The following is a 22,237-nucleotide window of genomic DNA, read 5'->3' as shown; positions in this document are numbered from 1 at the left end:
TGGCTATTTTATAATGAATTTTGTCAGTAACTGCCAGATTTTTTCGGTTGCTATGCAACAAAGCCATCCCATTACCACGTTGAACGGCAAATCCGGCATTATGTCGTTTACCGTAAAAACTCATATTTTACACAATCACAGCGAGGAAACACATTCCTCGAACGGATAATTTCATTATACTTAACATGGAAACAGAGGAGGCTAAACCCTTTTCACAATCTTCTATCTATCGTTTCTTAAACCACTCTGCTGAACGGATACAATTTTTTGGTTCATATCTTTTCTACTCTCATTTCCTATTCCATCAAATCCAAAAAGCCTTCTATTTCCTATACTTTCTTCCTTCCTTAATCCAGAATTCGCGTTTGTAGCAATTTGGATTAATTTTTTCTACCATTTCCCAATCACTTCGCAAGCCTATTGGAGTTTTTAAAGAATAGAAGAATAGTTAAGTATATTAATACGCTTTTTCTAGTACTTTGCTGTTCTTCTTAAATGCATTAATCTTTTTTCTACCATATTTAGTCTTTAACGTACTTGGCCTTCTAAAGACCTTTTTGCTGTTACGTTTTTTAAATTGCACACTACAATCAAAATTTGGCTCTCCTTCTTTGTCTGCCAGTGCAGGCAGCCTTCTCTTATCTTGAGGTGTAACAAAAGATAGCGCATGTCCTTCAGCTCCAGCGCGTGCAGTTCTACCTATACGATGAATATAGTCAGCTTGCGATTGTGGTGCATCATAATTGATAACATGCTGAATGTGGGGAATATCAAGGCCGCGAGAAGCGACATCTGTTGCAACCATGATTTTATTGCGCCCACGACGAAAAGAATTAATGACCCTTTCACGTTTGTGCTGCCTTAAATCACCATGAATTGCCAAAGCACTATAATCATCTTTGCGTAATTTGTTAGCTAGTTGATCTGCTCCATACTTTGTTTTTACAAAAATAATGATTGATCCCTCACGCTGGCCTAACTGCCCCAAAAGCTTCTCATATTTTCCGAGCTCTGATACGCAAACAACTTCTTGCTTTATTTTTGCAGAAGTTGTAGCCTGACAATCAACAGAAACACGCTCTGGTTGATTAAGATATTTTTCAGCAAGTTTTACTATATCTCCAGGAAGAGTTGCAGAAAACATAAGAGTTTGCCTTATTTTAGGCAAATGCTTCATAATTTCTTCAATCTGAACTCCAAAGCCCATATCAAACATACGATCCGTTTCATCAAGTACAAGAGTACTAATATTATGAAGAGATAGAGTTTTGCGTTTAATATGATCAATAATACGGCCAGGTGTACCTACTATAATTTTAGGTTTTACACTCAGCTGTTTTATTTGTTCGAAGATAGGTGCCCCACCAATCAATAAAGCAAGCTTAAGAATTGAACTTTTAGGTAAAAGCTTTTCTTCTATTTCCCTTTTTACTTGACCTGCAAGCTCTCTTGTAGGCACGACAACTAAAGCTAACCCAGTACTGGATTTATCCAGCAATTTTGCAACCAGTGGAATAGCAAACGCTAGAGTTTTCCCTGTTCCCGTCTGTGCAGATCCAAGAATGTCCTTACCCTGTAAGGCTAAAGGAATTGCCTGCGCTTGAATAGGAGTTGGAAGAGAAAGATTATTTTTATCTAGCGCTTGCTTAAGCGAGACTGGGAGACCCATCTCATGAAAATTGTTCACAATACGTTAACTCTATTAAAAAGCTTCATAATAGATTAACCTGCAACTGCGACTAGTCTTAAATTTATTGCAGATTTTTTACCACGCTCCTCTTTCAGATCATAGCTTACCCTTTCTCCTTTTATTCCCCTCTCCTTATTTTCTCCCCTGAGTGAATCAGCTCTTATTCCTGAACGTTCCAATTCGCTAATATGTACAAAAACGTCACCCCCTACACCTTCTGGCTTGATGAAACCATAGCCTTTTTCGGCATTAAACCATTTTACATTACCAAATTCCATTTAAACAACTCCTAAACTATTAACTAACATTACTAATGTGATGAAAAACTTTGAAATTACGATTGAGAATGTCTTAAGCTTAGTTATTGAAACTAAACCCTTATACTCCATAGTCTATTCTTAACATTAATTACAATAATATACAATTGTTGTACTTGATGCAACTAAATTTTTTAATTGTTAAGCGAACCTGCAACCGTCATTTCGCTAACTTTAATCGTTGGTGAATTAAATTGCCCACAAAAAGTTAGATCATCTGCAACGACTAAATTGCTAAACATATCCTTCAAATTGCTAGCAATGGTAATCTCATGTATTGGATACGTTATTTTTCCATTTTCTATAAAAAATCCGGAAGCACCTTGGCTGTAATCGCCATTGATTAAATTGACACCAAAACCAAATAAACCAGTTACATATACTCCCTCTTTTACTTCCTGAATTAATTCTTCAAGCGATACATTACCATTCTCAATGTAGAAGTTACTAGCTGCAGGAATAATTGCAGCATTACTTGCACGAGTTGCATTTCCGGTTGTTTCTAAGTCTAATTTTTTAGCCGAGTATAAGTCTAAAATCCAATTTTGTAATATTCCGTTTTTTACAAATATATTTTTTTTGCTAGTTATCCCTTCTCCATCAAATGGTCTCGATGCTATGCCTCTTGGCAACAATGGATCATCGATAATGTTAATTCTATCATTGAAAATCTGAGCGTTTAAACTACTCCTCAAGAAAGAACTGTTGCTTACAATACTGCTCCCATTTATAGCAGAAGAGAAACTTTTTACTAGCTCCTTTGCTGCTCTTTTTTCAAAAATAACTGGAAATTTACCAGTTTTAATTGTACGTGAATTCAATTGATCAATTGCTCTTTTCGCTGCCTCTTTTCCTATTAATTCTGGCGATTTTAAATCGCTAAAATTACATGCTATATCATAATCGTAGCCAACCCTCATTTCACTTTCTTTTCCAGCAACAACAGAGACCCAATTAGCAAAGGTTGATTTACTAAACGAGCCAATAAAACCAGAAACAGTTGATAATACTGTATTCACTAAAGCGTATGAAGAAGAGGCTCCTTCAGAATTAGTGATACTCTTATGTGCAAGGGCTGAATTTTCTGCAGCTTCAGCAATTTCTTTTAGATTATCAACGGTTACAACATTATTATCTGAGATACTTAAATCTGCAGAAGAGATATAATTACTACCATTTATAGCAAAATTGATACAAGGATCTTCTGGCGCATTCTTTGCCATTTCTACCACTTGGCTTACCGTATCACTAAGATTATTCAAATCGTTTGTAGAAATATACGCAGCTTTGTTTTTACCTGCTATAGCTCTGATTCCTACAGTGCAATTTTTAGATTGTGATATTTGCTCAATTTTTGATAGACGCTGAGAAACTGAAGTCTTATTAGTTTCATATATTGTAACTTCCGCGTCTTGATTCTGCTTTTTTATTAATTTAGTGATATCTGCTGCAATATTTAATATATTCATTTTCTATTCCTTAGATTTTTATAAAGACTCTGCACCACCTATAACTTCAATTAAATCAGTTGTAATTGCTGCTTGACGAGAACGATTATAAAGCAATGCTAGTTTGTTCAGCATCTCTTTAGTGTTTCTGTTTGCTGATTCCATAGCAACCATCCTAGCACTATTCTCACTTGTTGCACTTTCAAGCAAAGCAGAGTAAAGAGCAATTACAACGTAATCTTGAACCAAACATTTTAAAATAAATTCAATATTTTGTGGTTCATACTCATAGCCGTAATCTGTTGTTGGACCAGCCAGAGAGCTATCAATCAAGGATGAGTCTTTACTCCATGGTTTTATTGTTTCCAACATTGGTTTTTGCGTGAAGGTATTATAGAATTTACTATAAAAAACTTTAACTTTATCGTATTTACTTAAATCTATACTACCAACCAAAGCTTCTACGTGCTTTAACGTGATTCCCTTACTATTTTCAATTTTTAAGATATTTTTAGAGTCAAATCTATTTTTACCTATATCAAAAGCTTTTTTACCAAGAAATACAACATCTACTTTTTTGCCATTTGCGATTAACTTATTTTGACTAAATTTGACAATAGAAGAGTTAAAGTTGCCGCACAAGCCACGATCAGACGCAACAATGAATACTAGGTAAGAATCGTCATTACTGATATTTAGAATTTTTGCCAATAATTTTTGATCAACTGATAGCATTAATGAAGAAATAATGCTATGCAGCTTAGATATATATAATTTTGAATTTGATAATTTCTTTTGGCTTTGTAATAACTTTGCTGCAGAAACCATTTGCATTATTTTCGTGGTTTTCTGCACAGACCTAATATTCTTAATTCTTAAGGATAATTCCTTTAAGCTCTTCATTTTGTATACAACCCTGATTTATTAAAATATATAATTGTTAGTGTCTAAAAGCAAGTTTTTTTGACATTAGAACCAAGTCTAACTAAAAAACTTGCAGGTTTATTATTTTGAAATAAGGGTTATATTAAGAGATCTACCCCAAAAATTGTTCAATAGAGGTCTTTGATGGTAATTTCCCATATATTATTATCATCACACTTTGTGGAATCTTATAATATATAATAAACACAATTAAAACTATTGCAATTTGAACATTTATGATCCCATTGCTTTAGTTCTTTGTTACAATTTTTACATTTCCAGCCTGGATCAGGCAAAGCTTCTGAGCCCATCTTGTTTAGCCAATAAATTACCTTGTCATGTTCTTGCAATGTAACCTTGAGTTGTATTACAATAAAGTAGATTGACATGTAATTAGCTTTTTTCATAGCAGTGTCTAAATATTGACTTGCAAGATCATATTTACCTGAACTCATTGAGGACAGAGCAAGTAAACAGTAACTAAAATAATAATCAGGGCGTAAGTTGTATAGTCTTTCAGCACCTTTACTATTTAAATTGATGTACATTCTAGCTGACTGAGGAGTAGGATTTACTGCATATTCTGCCTCTAGCACTGCAGAAGCTTTTCTGATTTTTCCAAGTTTAATATATAATTCTGCTTTTAAATAATTGATGGGCCGAAAGGTTGCATAATAACTTTGTGCTCTGAATAAAGACTTTATAGCTCCTTTAAAATCCCCTTTACTTTCATATTGTTTTGCCAAAGCACAATAAAAAACTGCAAACATTTCTTTATGGTCAAAGGGAAGAAAAATATTGAACTTAACTGCTTCCTTCAACTTCAAAATTGCATTAATCCAATCTTCTTTCAATATGCAATGCTCTATTTGAAAGGGAATAGATAGCATTTTATCATTAATTGAACTAGAGCAATATTCTATAAATTTTTGAAAGACTACTTTTTCTTGTTTGAGGTGGACAATCAGCTTATTGGCTAGAAGTAGAGCTAAGTTACGATTTTTATTTGCAATATTTTTTAAACCGTTACTGAAAAAGCTGTAATTTCCCGTCTTACCTGAGTTAAAGAGCTTTATTAAAGATAACCTATCGCTCTTATCATTTAGACTTTTAACTAGCTTTTCAGCATTCTCTGTATTGTCTAAGTCTATGCTAAAGAAAGCTTCAAAGAGAAGCAATTCTTCCCTATCCCTTCTTCTATTTCTTATGTTGGCAAATGTTGATGAAATGGAGGAAAAAAAGCGTACAAGTGTAATTAATAAAAATAATAAAACTACACAAGTAAAAATAATGAAATATAGATCAATACTTATAGTGTAATTGCCTAATTCCAATTTTATTACTTCACCACTTACCTTGACCCATATACCAAATAAAAACGAAAAAGCGAAAATTATAAAATAAATCATGAGATATATTGTAATAAGTGATGATATATTGTCGAAATATTCTTAGAAGCTACAATAAGACCATTCAATTTATTCAGCCATGGCTTGAATTCTGGGTGTGCTAAATCTCCTATTATAGTAGCTATGCTCTGCCAATCATTATCGTTTATTGACTCCTCAATTTCTGCAAACTTTACTCTTAATGGATCATTCCGGTCGTCTACCTTTATCCAGTTTGAAATGATTTTTTTAGACAATGTACTTTTGTTGTAATAGATAGTATCAACAGTTTTTTCAAAAGATGCTTTGAGTTCAGGTAAAGTACTTATTTCTTTCAAGTTTTCCAATTCGTTTACCGCATTTTCTATCTCTAGATCGTCAAGCTCTGATATCAAAGGCTTTATTGAATTTATATGGTTATCAAATTTTGCTTCTCGGAATAACGAATTCTTCATTTTAACCACAAGTAATAGCAATTTTGCAAGGTTCTTACATCTTGAGTTATTATCACCTTGCTCACACTGAGCATGCTGACTTCTCTTTAAGTCAAATATCTTTTTTTCCGTTCTAGATTGATTAACTTCAAGCAACATTTTCAATTCATCTATATTTTCCGTCAAAACTTTTATATTATCATCGCTTTCCTGCTGATTTATTTTCAAAAATACTATGGTATTTATTGTAATATAACTGGCAAATAATAACACAATTAAGAACCAACCTATGTACTTTTGCTGAGTATCATTCATAACGTAGTATCTCCGCAGGATCTTGTGCAGCTGCCTGCAACGCAGGAGCAATTGTCGCTAAAAATGATAAGAGTAACGCAAGTGCAGAAATATTTACTACGTCTTGGGGTACTAATATCACTGGCAAACTTGAAAAAAAGTATATCATAGGGTCAAATAGCTTGATGTTAGTAATGCTTTCTAAAAATACTCTAATACTTTCGATATTGAGAGAAAAAACGATACCTATAATACAGCCAAGACAAGTTCCCGCAAAACCGATTAATAGACCACAAGCGCAAAATATACGCATAATGCTTCCACTTGTTGCACCAAATGTACGCATAATTGCAATCGCGGATTTCTTTTCTTGCACTATCATCATTAAATTTGAGATAATATTAAACGCTGCTACAACTATAATCAAAGTGAGAATTAAAAACATCACATTTCTTTCAGTTTTTAAAGCACTAAAATAATGGCTTTGCTGTGATTGCCAACTTTCAGCTTCCATTCCTATTTCTTTTTCTATAGCATCTGCCAGCTTATCAGCTCTAGTAACGTCGTCTACAAGTACTTCTATATTTTTTATGCTATTTTTATAATTAAAAAAGGCTTGTGCTGATTTTAGAGGCATATATATCAAGGTATTATCATACTCAAACATACCCATATCAAATATTGCTATAACTTTATATTTTTTCATTCGCGGCATTTCACCAAGTAATGCATCAAATTCTTCAGATGATATAAACGTAATTTCGTCGCCATAGTCAATGTTCAAAACTTCTGCTAAGCGTGCTCCTATTATTATCCCTTCATCAAATTTTTTTACATCACCTATAATTACATTATTTGTAACGGCAGTACTATCAAGCAAATCTTTAGTTGACACACCTCGCACTACGCTACCTGCAATTTTACCATTTGCTACAATAATAACTTGATCATTGGTCATAGGAGTAGCTTTTAATATACCAGGAATTCTCTCAATAGATTTTGAAACTGCACAATAATCTGAATTTATGTTCCTATCAAAATAAACATTAATATGGCCATCAATGCCAAGTATTGAGTCAAGCAACTTTGCTCTGAATCCGTTCATCACAGACATCACCACTATTAGTGTTGCAACTCCAAGGGCAATACCGATAATAGAGAACAAAGTCATTATAGAGCAAAATCTGGCATTTTTCGCCCGCAAATAGCAAGCAGCCATAGTAATTTCAAAGGCAATGGACATTACAAAATATTTTGAGGTTAAACATTATATTCTTGAAACTTCGTATAATTGTAGACTTTTCTTTATTTGAAAACTAGAGATTTTTGCTTCCTTAAATTTAGCAGACTTATAGAATATATTCAATACCTTAACATACAGCTATACGAACATTTGTTTTTGTTAAACACAGCAAATGGTCAGTGCTTGACACTGGCATCCAGGAAATTTTTGCTTGCAAATAAGTAAACTGATTTGGTGAGCGTAGAAAGCAGCTGATCTTATGCTGAATAAACGTTTTTGATGAGGTTGCATGAAAGCTGGATCCCAGTGTCGAAGCACTGGGATGACACCCTTCCCTGGTAGAGATTTGCCCTCAAATCACAATGTTCATACAGTTATGACCTTAACATTAGAACTTCAAAATCTTCCATATACATCATCCAACCTTACTATATCATTATCAGATAAATGCTCTCCTATCTGAAATTCAACTATTTCAAGTGGAGAGCTTGTGCTTCTATTTTCAATCCTATGGGAAACTTCCCTTGGGATTTCTATCATATGGTCTTTTACTATAGCATATTCTTTGTCGTCTAAACTAATATACCCAACTCCTGATAGTACTATATGGCATTCATCTCTATAGTGATGGAATTGCTTAGAAGTGCAGCTTAATGGATTTATAAAAAGATATTTTATAAGAAAATTTTCGCTCATTAAAATTATACTATAAAATCCCCATGGCTTGATTTCTCTTCTTATCGCTTTTGCTTTCTTAACCTTATTAATAAACGATATTAGGCTTTTGTTTGGTTGCTTATAAGCTCTACCCAATAAATTTTTATTACTTTCTGTCGTTGAAACTGGTTCTTTTTCTCTAATCACATGCTGAAATGACACCGGTTCTTTGCTAAACTTCTCACTCAATTCTAAAACTGAATTCCAAGTTCCAACATCCAGCCAATCGAAATTAGCTTCTATCATTGCAACGTTTTTTGCTTTTTCCATCACCAAGTAATCAATAGAGACGCCTTCAATTCCTGCAAAATCTCGTTGTTTTAAATACAGAAATCTCTCTTGCGGTGTGAAATGTTTAAAACATAAATTATAAAGAGTCGGGGCAGATTTTTTAATCTCATCTATGTAGCGCTTTGCTTTAAATACAAATATTCCAGAGTTCCAATAATAATCGTTGCTTAATTCATGCTCAGGTTTCTCTATGAAATCCTTTACTATATGATACTTTTCCTTATGATCATAAACTGCATTTATATAGCCGTATTCAGAATTGAATTCATGAGGCTTAACTCCAAACGTAACTATAGAGTTAGTTTTAGAAGCTAGCTGAGATGCTTTCTCAACGGAAGCATAAAAATTATTCAAATCACCTATAAAATGGTCTGAAGGCAGAATTAACATTATATCGTTTTCATTGCAGAGAAGCGCAGCAATTAATATCGCTGCTGCTGTTCCAATTTTCACTGGTTCGAAAATCACTTTATATTCTTGCAGCGCATGCAACTCCTTCTTCACTAACGACTCATACTGTATATTTGTGGAAATTATGGGTGGCATATAATCGCTTTTTAACCTCAACAAAGTGTTGTGAAACATAGTGTTCTGACTGAATATTTTTTGAAATTGCTTTGGCTTAGATAAAGGCCAAAGTCTACTGCCACTACCACCACATAATATTACAGGGCGCATTTAGTTAAGAAATTTAATTAAATAATTAATATCTTATACTAAGAGCAAGATACATGCAAGTTTTTGTTGTGGGATAATGAAAGTAGAAAGTAATTTAAAGTAACGGTTAGTTAAATGGAGGCATGTGGGCCTGCTTTTGCTGTGAGTTTCTTTTATTTTGCTCTCTCTCAATGTGAGTATTGCTGCTCTTCTGATTTCCAGACTCAGCTATTTTCTCATTACTTTTGTTTTGCAACTCCTCCTTCTTTAAGCTTTCTCCAACACCTGGTTCTCTAGATTTATCTATACTTTCACTACTTTTATTCAGTGCCTTTTCTAAGTCTCTTTCAATACCTGGCCTTCTAGCGTCAAGCTCATCCCATGTGCCCACTATACTAAGTGGCTTATGATCCTTCTGCTCCGGCTTTAGCCTTTCTCCACCTTTAATAACATTAAAGTCACTTTTTGCTTCTTCCCAACATTCTTTCCATTGATGTTTCCACATAGTAAAGTAAGCATCACCATATTTTTTCTCATTTGCTACAAACAATAAAATTGGAGCCTTAAGTATTGTAGCTAACATATTTACTGAATTTTTTACTGCTGCTGCAGGGGTGAACAAAAGATAGCCAAAAGACTTTGCAATTGGGTTTTGCTTACTGAGTAGATATTCCCCTGATTTCATAGGTAAATAGGTAAGCCATTTAGCACAAACTTTAGCCAAGCTTGCAACAAAAACAAAGGAAACAGATATAAGACTTTTATCTAGCTCTAGATTACCATTCTGATCTCTAACTTCAGAAAAACTAGTATTTAATTTCTTATAATCACTAGTGTATAATAATTTTCCATTTCTTCCTTTTTCATTAACAACTTCCTGAACTTTACCTTCTTTATTTTTTACCTCTTTAGTTAGCACAGAAGAGTTAGTTAATTCAAACGGATATTGAGGATCCTTAGTTTTTTCAGCTTCAAAAATTGGAATATGTTTTTCAAGATCGATTTTTGAAAAGCCAAATAGCTTATAAAATCCATGATAATCATTAACCTCGCGCCTATCTTTACTAACTAAAAAGTTGATAGTAAAGTAAGATCTATTATCAACTTCACTAACTAAAGCTAGATTAAACTTGTTTCCCTCATATACAAGTTTATATACGCTGTTCCCCTCATTATCCTTCTCTTCTATAATTTTTCCAGACTTTTTAATCTGATCGTAATTTTTTGGATATTGACATTTCCTTCCATCATACGTCATTACCTTTCTAAGGTCTTTGACATAAACTTGAGACTCAGATGAACTAAATAGATCCTTCACCTTTAGCGTAAGGTCTGTTCCCCACTTTTTAAATGTCTCTAACATATTGCTAAACCAAAATCGCTATAGTTCAATGATAAAACTAGTACACTAATAATATATTAACACAGCACCGGTGATTTTACAAGAAAATATGCCTGTAGAAGATAAAGATTGTAAAAGCAAGGACTATATAAGTAATGCTTGATAAGTACTTTATGCATGTAATTGTAAAAATCCTTAGAGGTACGTTGTGTATATAATCTTCGCATACTACCTGCATTCCAAGAACTGCGTGCCAAAAAATGCAAAACAACAATACAACAAAAAATAAAAGCTCTAGAGGGTGATTAATAAATTTTTCACTAAAAGACAAAGAGCTATCAGTATAAAATGCGCAAGAAAATGAATAGATAAACCAAGGAAACAAGAACAGTAAAATTACCGCAGAAACACGCTGGACCCACCAATGATGTGCTGAATTTCCAGATTGACTCATATAAACATAAATAAAAAAGCCATAGTAGAAAGAAGTAGCGTTACTGTCAGCAGTATAGCACTCCTTGAAACGCCAGTAATTTCTAAATTAAGCCCAGCATCCCACAATAAATGACGAATACCATTAAGAAAATGATATACAAAACTTATGCTACCTTGTTACGACTTCACCCCAGTCACCGATCCCACTTTAAATAACTCCCTCCTTGCGGTTAGGTCGTTAGCTTCGAGTGAAACCAATTCCCATGGCGTGACGGGCAGTGTGTACAAGACCCGAGAACGTATTCACCGTGGCGTGCTGATCCACGATTACTAGCGATTCCAACTTCATGCACTCGAGTTGCAGAGTACAATCCGAACTGAGATGGCTTTTAAGGGATTAGCTTAGCCTCGCGACTTTGCAGCCCATTGTAGCCACCATTGTAGCACGTGTGTAGCCCACTCCATAAGGGCCATGATGACTTGACATCATCCCCACCTTCCTCCAGTTTATCACTGGCAGTTTCCTTAAAGTCCCCAGCATTACCTGATGGCAACTAAGGATGAGGGTTGCGCTCGTTGCGGGACTTAACCCAACATCTCACGACACGAGCTGACGACAGCCATGCAGCACCTGTGTGAAATCCGGCCGAAACGACCCTATCCCTTCGAATAGCTATAATTTCCATGTCAAGGAGTGGTAAGGTTTTTCGCGTTGCATCGAATTAAACCACATGCTCCACCGCTTGTGCGGGTCCCCGTCAATTCCTTTGAGTTTTAATCTTGCGACCGTACTCCCCAGGCGGAATGTTTAACGCGTTAGCTGTAATACAGAAAGTAAACTTCCCATATTTAGTATTCATCGTTTACAGCGTGGACTACCAGGGTATCTAATCCTGTTTGCTCCCCACGCCTTCGCGCCTCAGCGTCAGATTTGAACCAGATAGACGCCTTCGCCACTGGTGTTCCTCCTAATATTTACGAATTTCACCTCTACACTAGGAATTCCTCTATCCTCTTTCAATCTCTAGATTAGCAGTTTTAAAAGCAATTCCAAGGTTGAGCCTTGGGATTTCACTTTTAACTTACTAATCCGCCTACGCGCCCTTTACGCCCAATAATTCCGAATAACGCTAGCCCTCTCCGTATTACCGCGGCTGCTGGCACGGAGTTAGCCAGGACTTCTTCTGTGAGTACCGTCATTATCTTCCTCACTAAAAGAGCTTTACAACCCAAAGGCCTTCTTCACTCATGCGGCATGGCTGGATCAGGCTTTCGCCCATTGTCCAATATTCCCCACTGCTGCCTCCCGTAGGAGTCTGGACCGTATCTCAGTTCCAGTGTGGCTGATCATCCTCTCAGATCAGCTATAGATCATTGCCTTGGTAAGCCATTACCCTACCAACAAGCTAATCTAATATAGGCTCATCTAATAGCAATAAATTTTTCCCCCGTAATAATTTATACGGTATTAGTTGCCGTTTCCAACAATTATTCCGTACTACTAGGTAGATTCCTATACATTACTCACCCGTCTGCCACTAAGTTATAAATAGCAAGCTACAATATAACTCCGTTCGACTTGCATGTGTTAGGCCTGCCGCCAGCGTTCATTCTGAGCCAGGATCAAACTCTCAAATTTAGACTTCAACCTATAAAAGGTTGAGGGTACATCGGATAAATCCGACAAAAAATAATTTAGCTTAATACTGCTGTCTTTATTTCTACTTTAGAAATATTTTAATCTCCAACTATTCAAACAACTTTAAGAACATTATTATGTGATATAATCACTATGTCAATATGTTTTTGCAAATCAAAAGCATTAATGTATAAATATATAACTATTTGGAATATTACCATGAAAAAATACATCTTTCTGCTTGCACTTGCACCAATGTTAGTTGGCATCACATTATACTTGTTGCACAACATTGATAACACAAAACAGTCTATAACCGCAGGTGACAAGTTTTATGAAGTATTATTCTTAAAAAAAGATAATAAGCTGCTACTAGAAGAAATAGATTCAAATTGGGAGTATTTAGCAAATTTTGAACGCGCATTCAATCATATCTCAGATTCAATGCCAACAGACACAGCATCTATCTATAATGATTTGGCAAATAATAAAGATGCTCCTGATGTTTTGCGTGAATTAGCACAATATTTAGAAGTAATGAGCTTACTTCACTCCAACGGTGAAAAAATAAATAAAGATAAAATTGATAATTTAGAATCAAGTGCGGTGTATACTTATTCAAGCCAAGAAGCTATCGCTGTAGTAAAGATACATAATAACGACATTAAAGGTGCAACTGAAATATTGCGTTCACTATTAAATGATAGAAAATGTCCTATCCTAATAAAGGCTAATGCACAAGAATTACTCCAGATATATGGAAGCTAACTCATTAGATTTTTTGCATAGCTTTTGGCAGCGCGTTGGATGAAACGAAAAACTTACTTGACACCCTTCGCCAGCTCCTTTATCATGGTACTGAAGGTATTCAGTTATCTTCATCTGTGCAGATTAAACAGCAAGAAAACAACGTAGTTGGCGTCTTATTTTTAATTTTTTGCACTATGTGCACCTTATGTCTTCACAGTATTGCTAGCTATATAAGCTGAAACGCGCTGTTTAAGACAGTATAGTACGCCAATTTGCAGGATTAGGAAGTGAACACTAATTACCACGGGGTTTCTTTTGCCTTTTTTTCTGCTTAGTAAATTTCTTAAACATTCAAGCTAAGGTTAACTGCACTTAAAAGCAGCTAAATTGCAGCGTTTAAGACTTAAAAAACGCCAAATACTGAAAATAGAAAATGACCAGGGCTTCTTTTGCCTTTTTTTTCGTTTGGTGAATTTCTTAATATTTATGGCTAAAAGAGCCCAAGAGAGGTCAGCGCGTGACGCTGGAATCCAGTTTTTGGCAGTTTCATTGAAAATGTTGTATAGTATGCTTGTTTACAGTCAAAATCCTGGATCCCAGTGTCTGGGCACTGGGATGACACCATCATAAAGGAATCAGTGTCAGCTACTTTCATGACACCATTCTTTTTTCTGGATCCAAGTAGTCTGGGCAATGGGATGACAGGAGAAGGTACTGCCGTCATAAAGGAACCAGTGTCAGCTACTTGGATGATACCTTTTTCTACTTAGTTTGGGTTATGCAAGAAGTCTAATAACATTTATTGTTATTTTACCCTATATCGTTTATACTATAAAGATAATTATTATATTGCAGGTTTGAGGGATGGTTAAAGAAGTTGAAGAACTAATAAAAATTGTTGGTAAGGGTAATTTATTAGAGACGTTATTTATTTTTTTAGGTAGCTTTCAACATGCTGACTTAGATCGTAGTATGGACCGCAGAAATCATTTTGGTTTGTCTGAATTCATTAGAAAAAAAGAGGAACCATTAGATAAATATTTTAACTTAAAATTTAGTCTACAAGGGCTGTTTTTAATTTATGCTCAAGCTTATCAAATTCTAAGTGAAAACAATAACCTGAATACTAAAGATGTCATAGATAAAATATATGAAGTTATTAAAGGATCTGAGTTAAATGAATATATAAATGAAGTAGTAGATGGAAGAAAATTAGATTTACTTAACATCTTAGCAAATCCAAAGAGAGAACCAATATTTAAAACAGAAGAAGATTTTGAAAATAAAGTACTCATTGGTCTTAGAAAGTTACTAAGTGAAGGAAATACATTAAACAAATATGACAGAGAATTTGCATTAAATAAGTGCGTTATCAGCAGCTATTATTCCATTCATGACATAAAAGCAGATAAAGATATAGCATTGTTCTTTTCTTTGGGTGGTCACTATAAAGAACTTTCGTCATCTAACAAAACAGTAAAAAGAGAAGTATTAGAGATATGTGAGAATCAGTTAATAGAGAGCTATATAATGTTCTTAGCTAGGACATTACACATGATCGAGTTATCAAGTAGAGATAAATACACAATCAACCATGAGAATGTGGATCGACAAGAGAAAGAATTAAAAATGTATGGATTAATATATCCTATAAATACAAAAAACACCCTAGAGCAACTGTTAAAAAACCAAAATAGTGATGAATTTGAACAATTAGTAACGAGCCCTAAAAATATATACTACTCAGTGCCACAAGAAGAGAATGAATGCAGGCCAAGTTTCGCTATTAGCAAGAAAAATCATAAAAATACGTTCTGTAAACTAGCTTTAGGTATGTTTATATTATCTGTTGGGTTATATGTTACTGATTATTTCCTTATGGAGCAAAAATTGCTCAACTCAATAAAAAATGTTTTGCCACAAGACAACCTTACTACCCTGATAGTTGGTGCGGTGCTTACTATTGTAATAGTATATGCTTTATTTCAATTATCACAGGAACCACCGCCTTCAACAGTCAATGAGATGACGAATGAAAATTTGAACAGCTCCATGCAAAACAAGCTTAGAACTACATAAATGTGGCAACTTAAAAGCATATATTGTATAATGCTTATTCTTAAGTTAAGAAGGTAATTTATGGATTTAAGTAAAATAACAGCGGTACAAAATGCGGTGAACGTGGTAATTGAAATAAGTGCAAATGCTGAACCTGTAAAGTATGAATTTAATAAAGAGCTTGGGTTGTTACAAGTTGACAGATTTTTGTCTACCTCAATGACTTATCCTTGCAATTATGGGTTTATACCAAATACCTGCGCAGGTGATGGTGATCCTGTGGATGTTTTGGTGCTAACTCAATTTCCCTTAGCATCTAGTGTTTTAATATCGGTGCGTCCAATAGGCGCATTACTCACTAGAGATGAAAAAGGAGAAGATGAAAAGATATTAGCTGTGCCTGTTTCCAGTGTTGATAGCTATTATGACAATATAAAGGACTATTCTGACTTATCTAAAAACCTACTAGATAAAATTGCTCATTTCTTTTCTCATTATAAAGATCTAGAAAAGGGAAAAACGGTAACAGTTGGAGAATGGGTTGGTATAGAAGAAGCAAAGAAAATCATTGAAAAAAGCGGAAATTAGTTTACGTTGATTTAGCCTGGAATTACAGTTATTCGGAAAAATGTTGTTGTTTTTAATGGGTAAATATTGGTATCCGTTCAGGCAATGGCGTCAACTTAAGGAAAAATATCAGCGATAGTGTATAAAATTTCTCTCTAAATTTTTTATCATTAAATTATCCAAAGAGTGCAAGAAACAGCACTTTTGTTTCTGTTTTATTTCAACAAAGAAGTCTAAAATGTATCCTTTTTAGGTGAAACATGCAAAAAGGAAAAAATCTTATTCTACAAATTAAAAATACAATATACTCAAAAACTTTTCAGAAAATCCATAGGAGGGTTTGCTAATGAAGGCTCTTAAGTTGACGCCATTGTCCGTTCAGGATAGCGGCAAGACCATAGAGTAAAAGTGAGTTTACAACAAATGGTCAGTGCTTGACACTGGGATCCAGTCCTTTCGCACAAAAAACGTTGTAAAGTGTTTACCAACTTAGTTGGATCCCAGTGTCAAGCACTGGGATGACAAGAAAGGGAGCACTGGAATTTTTGTTTCAGCATTAGCCATGCATCTGAACAGATACAAATATTGCAATTAAAAGCATTAGACAGGCGGTAGAGGTCTTGGTATTATATAATCTTTAGGTTCTAAATTTGGAAGGGTGGCCGAGCGGCTGAAGGCGGCGGTTTGCTAAACCGTTATACGACCCAAAAGTCGTATCGAGGGTTCGAATCCCTCTCCTTCCGTATACTGTTTTGAGCACGGTCTAAATTCGCTATATTAGCATGTTTTTAGCCTATTTACCAGCGTACCTGATTTTGTTGCAATGGTTTTTATTTCCATTGTTACTGAGATCACTATTAAAAAGTTGGCTAGCATTATTTATTATAGAATTGGTTATTAACCTTACTTATATGCATAAAATACTAATTTTACTGTTGATAGTGTTGCCACTTAGGTTGCTTGCAACCGAGATTGAAATTGTTGCAGATGTAAATGGTGAACCAATTTCAAATTTAGATATCGAAAAACGCATCAACTTTATAAATTCATTGTTTGGCACTCAAAGTGTTAATCAAAAAGAAGCAAAGCCTCAAGTGCTTAGGGAGCTAATAGACGAAATTATCATTATCAATGAAGCACAGAGGCTGAATATAAAATTGAGCAACGAGGAGTTAGATAATGCTATTATGTTATTTTTAACCCAAAGTTTTAAACTTAAGGCTAATGAAGTTGATCAATACATAGAGAAGCATAATATAGATCTTGGTATTTTAAGAAAACAAATAAAATGTCAGTTACTGTGGAGCAAAATTATTGAAGTAAGAATTGTGCCATTTATTAATATAAGCGATAAAGAAGTAGATGATGTAAAAAGGCAAACAGAAAAGCCGGATTATCTTATCACGTTCCAAGAGTTTATAATTCCTGATCAAAAAGACAAGGACGTTTATGGTATAGCTGAAGATTTAGTAAAAAAATTACGCAACAGTAATAACCCAGAATCTCCAATAAAGATGCGTAAAGCAACAGTTAATTTAAGTCAGCTAAAAGGAAAACTCAAGAGCGTTTTAGAAGGATTAGAAACCAGCGACATAGCAGGTCCATTCAGTTTCAGTGAAGGTTACTCCGTTATAAAAGTAATAGATAAAGTACAACTTAATCATGCACTGCTGGAAAGTACTTTAAAATTAAAACAGATTGTGGTTGAAGGTTCAGAAAGTTTATTGGATAATCTCAAGGAGCAAAAAGTTAATTGTTTAAATTTTGATAAATTGGCAGATAATTTTAAGCTGCCAAACGCAAAAGAATTTGAAATAAAAATGCGAGATTTAAATCCTGATTTACAGATTTTATTTAGTAAAACAAGTGTGAATGAAATAGTAGAATTGAGAGAAAATGGCACTACAAAGTTGATGATGTTGTGTGATATCAAGAGTAATGCAGCGGATATAGAAGCAATTAAACAGCAGATGTACCAACAAAAGATTATGATACAAAGCAACTTGTTATTAGATGATATGCGTAAAAATTCAGCTATCAGTTATCAGTATAGTTGAAGTCAGAGAGTATTTTTTGTTTTTTACTCTATAAAAATTTTATGAAGAATATAATGCTCATTGGCGGTGGAGTTGGAAATGCAGTGTTATTTTCAATAGGAAAAGCTTGTCTTGAAAACAATCACAAGGTTTTGTACTTTGCTGGCTATAAGAAATTAAGTGATGTATTTAAACGAGCACTGATAGAGCGTGCATCAAATGCAGTAGTTTGGGCATGTGAAGAAGGACTGATAAAAACAAACAGAAATCAAGATAAATCCTTTCATGGTAATATAGTTGATGCAATAGTTTCTTATCAACAAGGAAGATTAGGTATTAATTTGAACGCCATAGATAAAATTATCACTATTGGTTCTGATAAAATGATGAAAGCTGTGAATGAAGCTAGAAAAACAATTTTAAAGCCATATCTGAAATCAAGCCACATAGCAATATCATCAGTTAATTCTCCTATGCAGTGTATGATGAAAGAAATCTGCGCTCAATGTGTTCAGCAACATATAAATAAGGAAACAGGAGAAAGAAGTTTTGTTTATAGCTGCAGTAATCAAGACCAGGATATGGAATTTATTGACTTTGATTTTTTAAGTGAGCGCTTGAAGCAAAATAGTTTACAAGAAAAACTTACTGCGAAATGGATAGATCATGTTCAAAGATATTAAACAGCACAAAAAGGAAATAAGAGAGCAATATAGAGCTATAAGAAAAGATATTGATGAAAGTTATTCCAGTTATGCAGCAAGTTCCCTTATTAATCTCTTTAATCAGAACTTAAGTTACGTAAAAGGCAAAACAATTGCGGCTTACATTCCAATGGATGGGGAAATAGATGTTATGCCCTTGATGCATAGTTTACTCGATTTAGATTATAAAGTAGCAATTCCTAATAAAAATAAGTTACTAAAATTTGAGAAATGGAACGAAACAAATGAAGATGTAATTCCCGACACAATCATTACTCCTGTTATTGCTTTTGATGATCATTTTAATAGATTAGGTTTTGGCGGTGGTTGGTATGATACAATGATAGAAAAACTGCGGCCACTTGGAAAAATATTTATAGGTGTAGCCTATGAGAAACAATATTGTAAAGATTTACCTGTAGAAAAACATGATCAAAAATTGGATATTATAATCACTGAGATGTATGTTAGGTGTAGAAGTGGATTGCTCAAAAAAGTGGATAAAAAGGAGTAGATCCCTATCTTTCCTATTCCCTCCCCAAGCCATCAGAACGCTAATTATGGATTAGCTTGATGTAAACTCCTGAAATTCTGTGTTTTTCTGCACTATAGTATTTTCTAAAATAAATGATAAATTTCCATTATAGTATTACCAACTAAAAGCTGTAGGTCTGTATATTGATGCATTAGAGGTCTGAGGCGATTTTTGATGGTATGCCAACAGTGTTCTATAGGATTTGATGTATGGTCCCAGAGTGTGATGGTATGGATTTAGTATGAACAATTCAGGAGATTTTGTCCACTGTAAAGATATAAACTCAAAAGGTGTAAGACCCTTAAGAGTTTTGAGTCTTTTAGCGTAATTGTAGGCCATAACAAAGTCATAAAGATGCTCTTTGAGTTGCTGGTGAGACTGATAGTAATACTTCTTAACTGTGGCATTCTTTAAAGTTTTGTTCATACGCTCAACTTGCCCATTTGTCCAAGGGTGGCTAACTTTTGTCAAACGATGTTCAATGCCATTTTCTTCGCACACTCTATCAAATATGTGTTGAAAAGCATGCTTATGGCGCTTTTGGTTGGTAAATTGTATACCGTTGTCTGTCAAAATAGTGTGGATTTTATACGGTAAAATTCTAATCAAATTACGTAAAAACTCAGCAGCTATGGGTTTTGTAGCACTTTTATGCAACTCAATATAGGTGAATTTGGATGTTCTATCTATTGCAACAAACAGATATAACTTTCCTTCTTCTGTTCTTACTTCTGCGATGTCAATATGGAAATAGCCTATAGGATATTGTTTGAATTTCTTTTTTGGTTTAACTTCACCATCAACATCTGGTAACCTGCTAATATTATGCCTTTGTAAACAACGATGTAGACTAGAAGTGCGGAATTGTAGACTGCAGAGCATAAAGGCAGTCGTCTAATGGTAGCAGCGTATGTTTGCGAAATGCAACAATTACAGCCTCCTCTTCTAAAGTTAAACAGTTGATCTTGCATGCTTCGGACCCATATCAGCGTCTTTGGCAAAAGACCGTTTTTTCCATTTAATGATAGTTTTTGGATTAAGGTTATAGTACTTAGAGAGTTTTGCTATGCTCTCTTTACTATTTTGTATTGCTCTACGAATCGTCTCTGTTGTTTTGGCGCACCCATGTAACCATAATTCCTCCTTTGATGGTATTGTTTTCTCATATTTTATCATACCATCACACTCTGGAACTGTACATCAAGTTACTTATTCGTTGAAGTTTTCCAATTTAAGCCATATTATTAATCTATTCAGATAGAAATTAGAAATTATTGTGTCAAACAAAATAGGTTTTTGGGCTATTTTTGCCTTAGTGATTAGCAGCCAAATTGGCTCTGGAATTTTTATGCTTCCAATTAGCCTTGCTCCATATGGCGCTTATAGCCTTATAAGCTGGGTGATATCAGGGCTTGGTGCTATATCTCTTGCTTTGGTTTTTGCCTTACTCTGCGCAAAATTTCCAGAAACGGGTGGTCCTCACGTTTATGTAAAGCATGCTTTTGGCCCCACTGCAGCTTTTTTTGTTGGTTGGACGTATTGGGTGATCTCATGGGTTAGCACAACAGCAGTAATCGTTGCAAGTATTGGCTATCTTACTTCGCTTTTTCATGGAGATATTCAAAATATACGCTTATTTTTAGAAATACTATTGTTTACGATCATTACACTAATAAATTTAAGAGGTGTCACTGCTACTGGATGTGTTGAGCTTTTATTGATGACTGTCAAAATTACCGCACTGCTTGCTATACCAGTAACAGCGTTGTTTTTCTTTGATAGGAATAATTTTATCATAAGTGAGGAAATATCAAGCCTCACGATGTCTCAAGTCCTTGCTCGCTCTACACTACTCACTCTATGGTGTTTTATTGGCCTTGAATCAGCAACAGCACCTGCAGGATCAGTCAACGATCCAGCCAAGACTATACCAAGAGCCATAGTGCTTGGCACAATCTCTGTTGCAGTTATATATTTCATTAATAGCCTTGCAATCATGGGATTGATAAACGGCAATGATCTAGTTAATTCAAAAGCGCCGTATGTTGACGCAATAAAAATTATGTTTCCAGGTAATTGGCATTTGATCATTTCTATTGTTGCTTTTATTGTTTGTGTTGGCAGTTTAAATGCTTGGGTACTAGCTAGTGGACAAGTGGCCCTTGGCCTTGCAGAAGATAAACTGATGCCACAGTTCTTTGCTAAAAGAAATAAGCACGGTTCTCCCTTCTGGGGCATAACAATCAGCTCCGTTGGCACTTCAGTTCTACTAATTCTCACTTCAAGCAACAATTTTGCTAAACAGATCACATCAATTATCGACTTTTCTGTAGTTTCATTTTTATTTGTTTACCTTGCATGCAGCCTTGCTTTTCTAAAGGTTATCATAAAGGAGAGAAATTATTACAAGCTTTTAATTGGCAGTATAGCAACAACCTTTTGCTGCTGGGTAATATTTGAAACTTCTGTGAATACCTTGCTGATCGCAAGCTTATTCACCGCAAGTGGTATGCCCATTTATTTATTTTGGTATCGCAGAGTTTCTGTATAGCAAATGTTATGTATCTGTTCAGCAGAGTGGCAAAATAAGGTAGACGAGAAAAGATAACTATAGGAACAAATGGGTGTCATGCCAGTGCGTGACACTGGCATCCAGTTCTTTCGCGCAGTTCCATCAAAAACGTTGTAAAGCGCTTTCGTGTTTACCAACTTAGTGCCCAATCTGGATCCCAGTGTCAAGCACTGGGATGACAAGAAAGGGAGCACTG

Annotated in this window: 18 protein-coding genes, 1 tRNA gene, 1 rRNA gene and 3 pseudogenes; 10 read left to right on the top strand and 13 right to left on the bottom strand. The window is 34.7% G+C overall.

The window, feature by feature from the left end; translation table 11 throughout:
• Positions 1–75: 75 nt before the first annotated feature.
• Positions 76–240 (top strand): annotated as a pseudogene (locus tag NBW39_RS01650) (IS66 family transposase); the annotation flags it as partial.
• Positions 241–261: 21 nt separating this feature from the next.
• A pseudogene (locus tag NBW39_RS09155) lies at positions 262–351 on the top strand (IS982 family transposase); the annotation flags it as partial.
• Positions 352–457: 106 nt separating this feature from the next.
• Here the strand turns inward: NBW39_RS09155 and NBW39_RS01645 are convergent.
• From NBW39_RS01645 to NBW39_RS01595, 12 genes are all read right to left on the bottom strand, one after another.
• Entirely contained in the window at positions 458–1,687 is a 1,230-nt protein-coding gene (locus NBW39_RS01645; RefSeq protein ID WP_250295432.1) for a DEAD/DEAH box helicase, read from the bottom strand.
• Positions 1,688–1,722: 35 nt separating this feature from the next.
• Positions 1,723–1,968 (bottom strand): cold-shock protein, encoded by a 246-nt coding sequence (locus tag NBW39_RS01640; RefSeq protein WP_250295431.1) that lies wholly within the window; start codon positions 1,966–1,968, stop codon positions 1,723–1,725.
• Positions 1,969–2,141: 173 nt separating this feature from the next.
• Complete coding sequence (locus tag NBW39_RS01635) at positions 2,142–3,476, bottom strand: TldD/PmbA family protein (protein WP_250295430.1); 1,335 nt, start codon at positions 3,474–3,476, stop codon at positions 2,142–2,144.
• 18 nt (positions 3,477–3,494) lie between these two features.
• Positions 3,495–4,358: an ATP synthase F1 subunit gamma gene (gene atpG / locus NBW39_RS01630; RefSeq protein WP_250295429.1), complete on the bottom strand. Its 864-nt coding sequence runs from the start codon at positions 4,356–4,358 to the stop codon at positions 3,495–3,497.
• 209 nt (positions 4,359–4,567) lie between these two features.
• On the bottom strand, positions 4,568–5,788 hold the full coding sequence (locus tag NBW39_RS01625; RefSeq protein WP_250295428.1) for a heme biosynthesis protein HemY: 1,221 nt from the start codon (positions 5,786–5,788) through the stop codon (positions 4,568–4,570).
• Complete coding sequence (locus NBW39_RS01620; RefSeq protein WP_250295427.1) at positions 5,785–6,516, bottom strand: hypothetical protein; 732 nt, start codon at positions 6,514–6,516, stop codon at positions 5,785–5,787. Before NBW39_RS01620 ends, NBW39_RS01625 begins: the two co-directional genes overlap by 4 nt.
• Positions 6,509–7,738, bottom strand: coding sequence for a lipoprotein-releasing ABC transporter permease subunit (locus tag NBW39_RS01615; RefSeq protein ID WP_250295426.1), 1,230 nt, complete (start codon positions 7,736–7,738; stop codon positions 6,509–6,511). The genes NBW39_RS01620 and NBW39_RS01615 overlap by 8 nt, the downstream gene beginning before the upstream one ends.
• Before the next feature lie 396 nt (positions 7,739–8,134).
• Entirely contained in the window at positions 8,135–9,424 is a 1,290-nt protein-coding gene (locus NBW39_RS01610; protein ID WP_250295425.1) for a sugar phosphate nucleotidyltransferase, read from the bottom strand.
• A gap of 106 nt (positions 9,425–9,530) precedes the next feature.
• Positions 9,531–10,766: a hypothetical protein gene (locus NBW39_RS01605; protein ID WP_250295424.1), complete on the bottom strand. Its 1,236-nt coding sequence runs from the start codon at positions 10,764–10,766 to the stop codon at positions 9,531–9,533.
• 76 nt (positions 10,767–10,842) lie between these two features.
• The gene (gene sdhD, locus NBW39_RS01600) at positions 10,843–11,199 is read right to left on the bottom strand and encodes a succinate dehydrogenase, hydrophobic membrane anchor protein (RefSeq protein ID WP_250295423.1); all 357 of its coding nucleotides are present in this window, start codon (positions 11,197–11,199) and stop codon (positions 10,843–10,845) included.
• The gene (locus NBW39_RS08835) at positions 11,196–11,306 is read right to left on the bottom strand and encodes a hypothetical protein (RefSeq protein ID WP_370273687.1); all 111 of its coding nucleotides are present in this window, start codon (positions 11,304–11,306) and stop codon (positions 11,196–11,198) included. Before NBW39_RS08835 ends, sdhD begins: the two co-directional genes overlap by 4 nt.
• Positions 11,307–11,323: 17 nt before the next feature.
• Positions 11,324–12,819, bottom strand: a 16S ribosomal RNA gene (locus tag NBW39_RS01595).
• Between the two features lie 153 nt (positions 12,820–12,972).
• Here NBW39_RS01595 and NBW39_RS01590 point away from each other — a divergent pair.
• The 7 genes from NBW39_RS01590 to NBW39_RS01560 all read left to right on the top strand — a co-directional run bounded on the left by NBW39_RS01590 (position 12,973) and on the right by NBW39_RS01560 (position 19,448).
• Positions 12,973–13,587 carry a hypothetical protein gene (locus tag NBW39_RS01590; RefSeq protein ID WP_250295422.1) on the top strand — a complete coding sequence of 205 codons (615 nt, stop codon included), beginning with the start codon at positions 12,973–12,975 and terminating at the stop codon, positions 13,585–13,587.
• An 846-nt stretch (positions 13,588–14,433) separates the two neighbouring features.
• Positions 14,434–15,648 (top strand): WD1261 family protein, encoded by a 1,215-nt coding sequence (locus NBW39_RS01585; RefSeq protein ID WP_250295421.1) that lies wholly within the window; start codon positions 14,434–14,436, stop codon positions 15,646–15,648.
• A 60-nt stretch (positions 15,649–15,708) separates the two neighbouring features.
• On the top strand, positions 15,709–16,215 hold the full coding sequence (gene ppa / locus NBW39_RS01580) for an inorganic diphosphatase (RefSeq protein WP_250295420.1): 507 nt from the start codon (positions 15,709–15,711) through the stop codon (positions 16,213–16,215).
• Positions 16,216–16,846: 631 nt separating this feature from the next.
• Positions 16,847–16,937 (top strand) — tRNA-Ser (locus tag NBW39_RS01575).
• Between the two features lie 168 nt (positions 16,938–17,105).
• Complete coding sequence (locus NBW39_RS01570; protein WP_250295419.1) at positions 17,106–18,251, top strand: SurA N-terminal domain-containing protein; 1,146 nt, start codon at positions 17,106–17,108, stop codon at positions 18,249–18,251.
• Positions 18,252–18,292: 41 nt separating this feature from the next.
• The gene (locus NBW39_RS01565; RefSeq protein ID WP_250295418.1) at positions 18,293–18,913 is read left to right on the top strand and encodes a ferredoxin reductase domain-containing protein; all 621 of its coding nucleotides are present in this window, start codon (positions 18,293–18,295) and stop codon (positions 18,911–18,913) included.
• Positions 18,897–19,448, top strand: a complete 552-nt coding sequence (locus NBW39_RS01560) for a 5-formyltetrahydrofolate cyclo-ligase (protein ID WP_250295417.1) — start codon at positions 18,897–18,899, stop codon at positions 19,446–19,448. The genes NBW39_RS01565 and NBW39_RS01560 overlap by 17 nt, the downstream gene beginning before the upstream one ends.
• A gap of 135 nt (positions 19,449–19,583) precedes the next feature.
• Here the strand turns inward: NBW39_RS01560 and NBW39_RS01555 are convergent.
• Positions 19,584–20,645: pseudogene (locus tag NBW39_RS01555) on the bottom strand (IS481 family transposase).
• Between the two features lie 100 nt (positions 20,646–20,745).
• Between NBW39_RS01555 and NBW39_RS01550 the strand changes: the two are divergent.
• A complete protein-coding gene (locus NBW39_RS01550; RefSeq protein ID WP_250295416.1) occupies positions 20,746–22,020 on the top strand; it encodes an APC family permease in 1,275 nt (424 codons plus the stop codon).
• The last annotated feature ends 217 nt before the right edge of the window (positions 22,021–22,237 follow it).

Source organism: Wolbachia endosymbiont of Oedothorax gibbosus, from assembly GCF_936270435.1.
GTDB lineage: Bacteria > Pseudomonadota > Alphaproteobacteria > Rickettsiales > Anaplasmataceae > Wolbachia.
The sequence above is the reverse complement of the archived record's forward strand: the minus strand, read 5'-3'. Positions and strand labels throughout refer to the sequence as shown.

Bases quoted from the DNA above. Each gene is read 5' to 3' on its own strand.
- NBW39_RS01640 (WP_250295431.1), bottom strand. From the start codon at position 1,968: ATGGAATTTGGTAATGTAAAATGGTTTAATGCCGAAAAAGGCTATGGT.
- NBW39_RS01635 (WP_250295430.1), bottom strand. From the start codon at position 3,476: ATGAATATATTAAATATTGCAGCAGATATCACTAAATTAATAAAAAAG.
- atpG (WP_250295429.1), bottom strand. From the start codon at position 4,358: ATGAAGAGCTTAAAGGAATTATCCTTAAGAATTAAGAATATTAGGTCT.
- NBW39_RS01625 (WP_250295428.1), bottom strand. From the start codon at position 5,788: ATGATTTATTTTATAATTTTCGCTTTTTCGTTTTTATTTGGTATATGG.
- NBW39_RS01620 (WP_250295427.1), bottom strand. From the start codon at position 6,516: ATGAATGATACTCAGCAAAAGTACATAGGTTGGTTCTTAATTGTGTTA.
- NBW39_RS01615 (WP_250295426.1), bottom strand. From the start codon at position 7,738: ATGTCCATTGCCTTTGAAATTACTATGGCTGCTTGCTATTTGCGGGCG.
- NBW39_RS01610 (WP_250295425.1), bottom strand. From the start codon at position 9,424: ATGCGCCCTGTAATATTATGTGGTGGTAGTGGCAGTAGACTTTGGCCT.
- NBW39_RS01605 (WP_250295424.1), bottom strand. From the start codon at position 10,766: ATGTTAGAGACATTTAAAAAGTGGGGAACAGACCTTACGCTAAAGGTG.
- sdhD (WP_250295423.1), bottom strand. From the start codon at position 11,199: ATGAGTCAATCTGGAAATTCAGCACATCATTGGTGGGTCCAGCGTGTT.
- NBW39_RS01590 (WP_250295422.1), top strand. From the start codon at position 12,973: ATGTCAATATGTTTTTGCAAATCAAAAGCATTAATGTATAAATATATA.
- NBW39_RS01585 (WP_250295421.1), top strand. From the start codon at position 14,434: ATGGTTAAAGAAGTTGAAGAACTAATAAAAATTGTTGGTAAGGGTAAT.
- ppa (WP_250295420.1), top strand. From the start codon at position 15,709: ATGGATTTAAGTAAAATAACAGCGGTACAAAATGCGGTGAACGTGGTA.
- NBW39_RS01570 (WP_250295419.1), top strand. From the start codon at position 17,106: ATGCATAAAATACTAATTTTACTGTTGATAGTGTTGCCACTTAGGTTG.
- NBW39_RS01565 (WP_250295418.1), top strand. From the start codon at position 18,293: ATGAAGAATATAATGCTCATTGGCGGTGGAGTTGGAAATGCAGTGTTA.
- NBW39_RS01560 (WP_250295417.1), top strand. From the start codon at position 18,897: ATGTTCAAAGATATTAAACAGCACAAAAAGGAAATAAGAGAGCAATAT.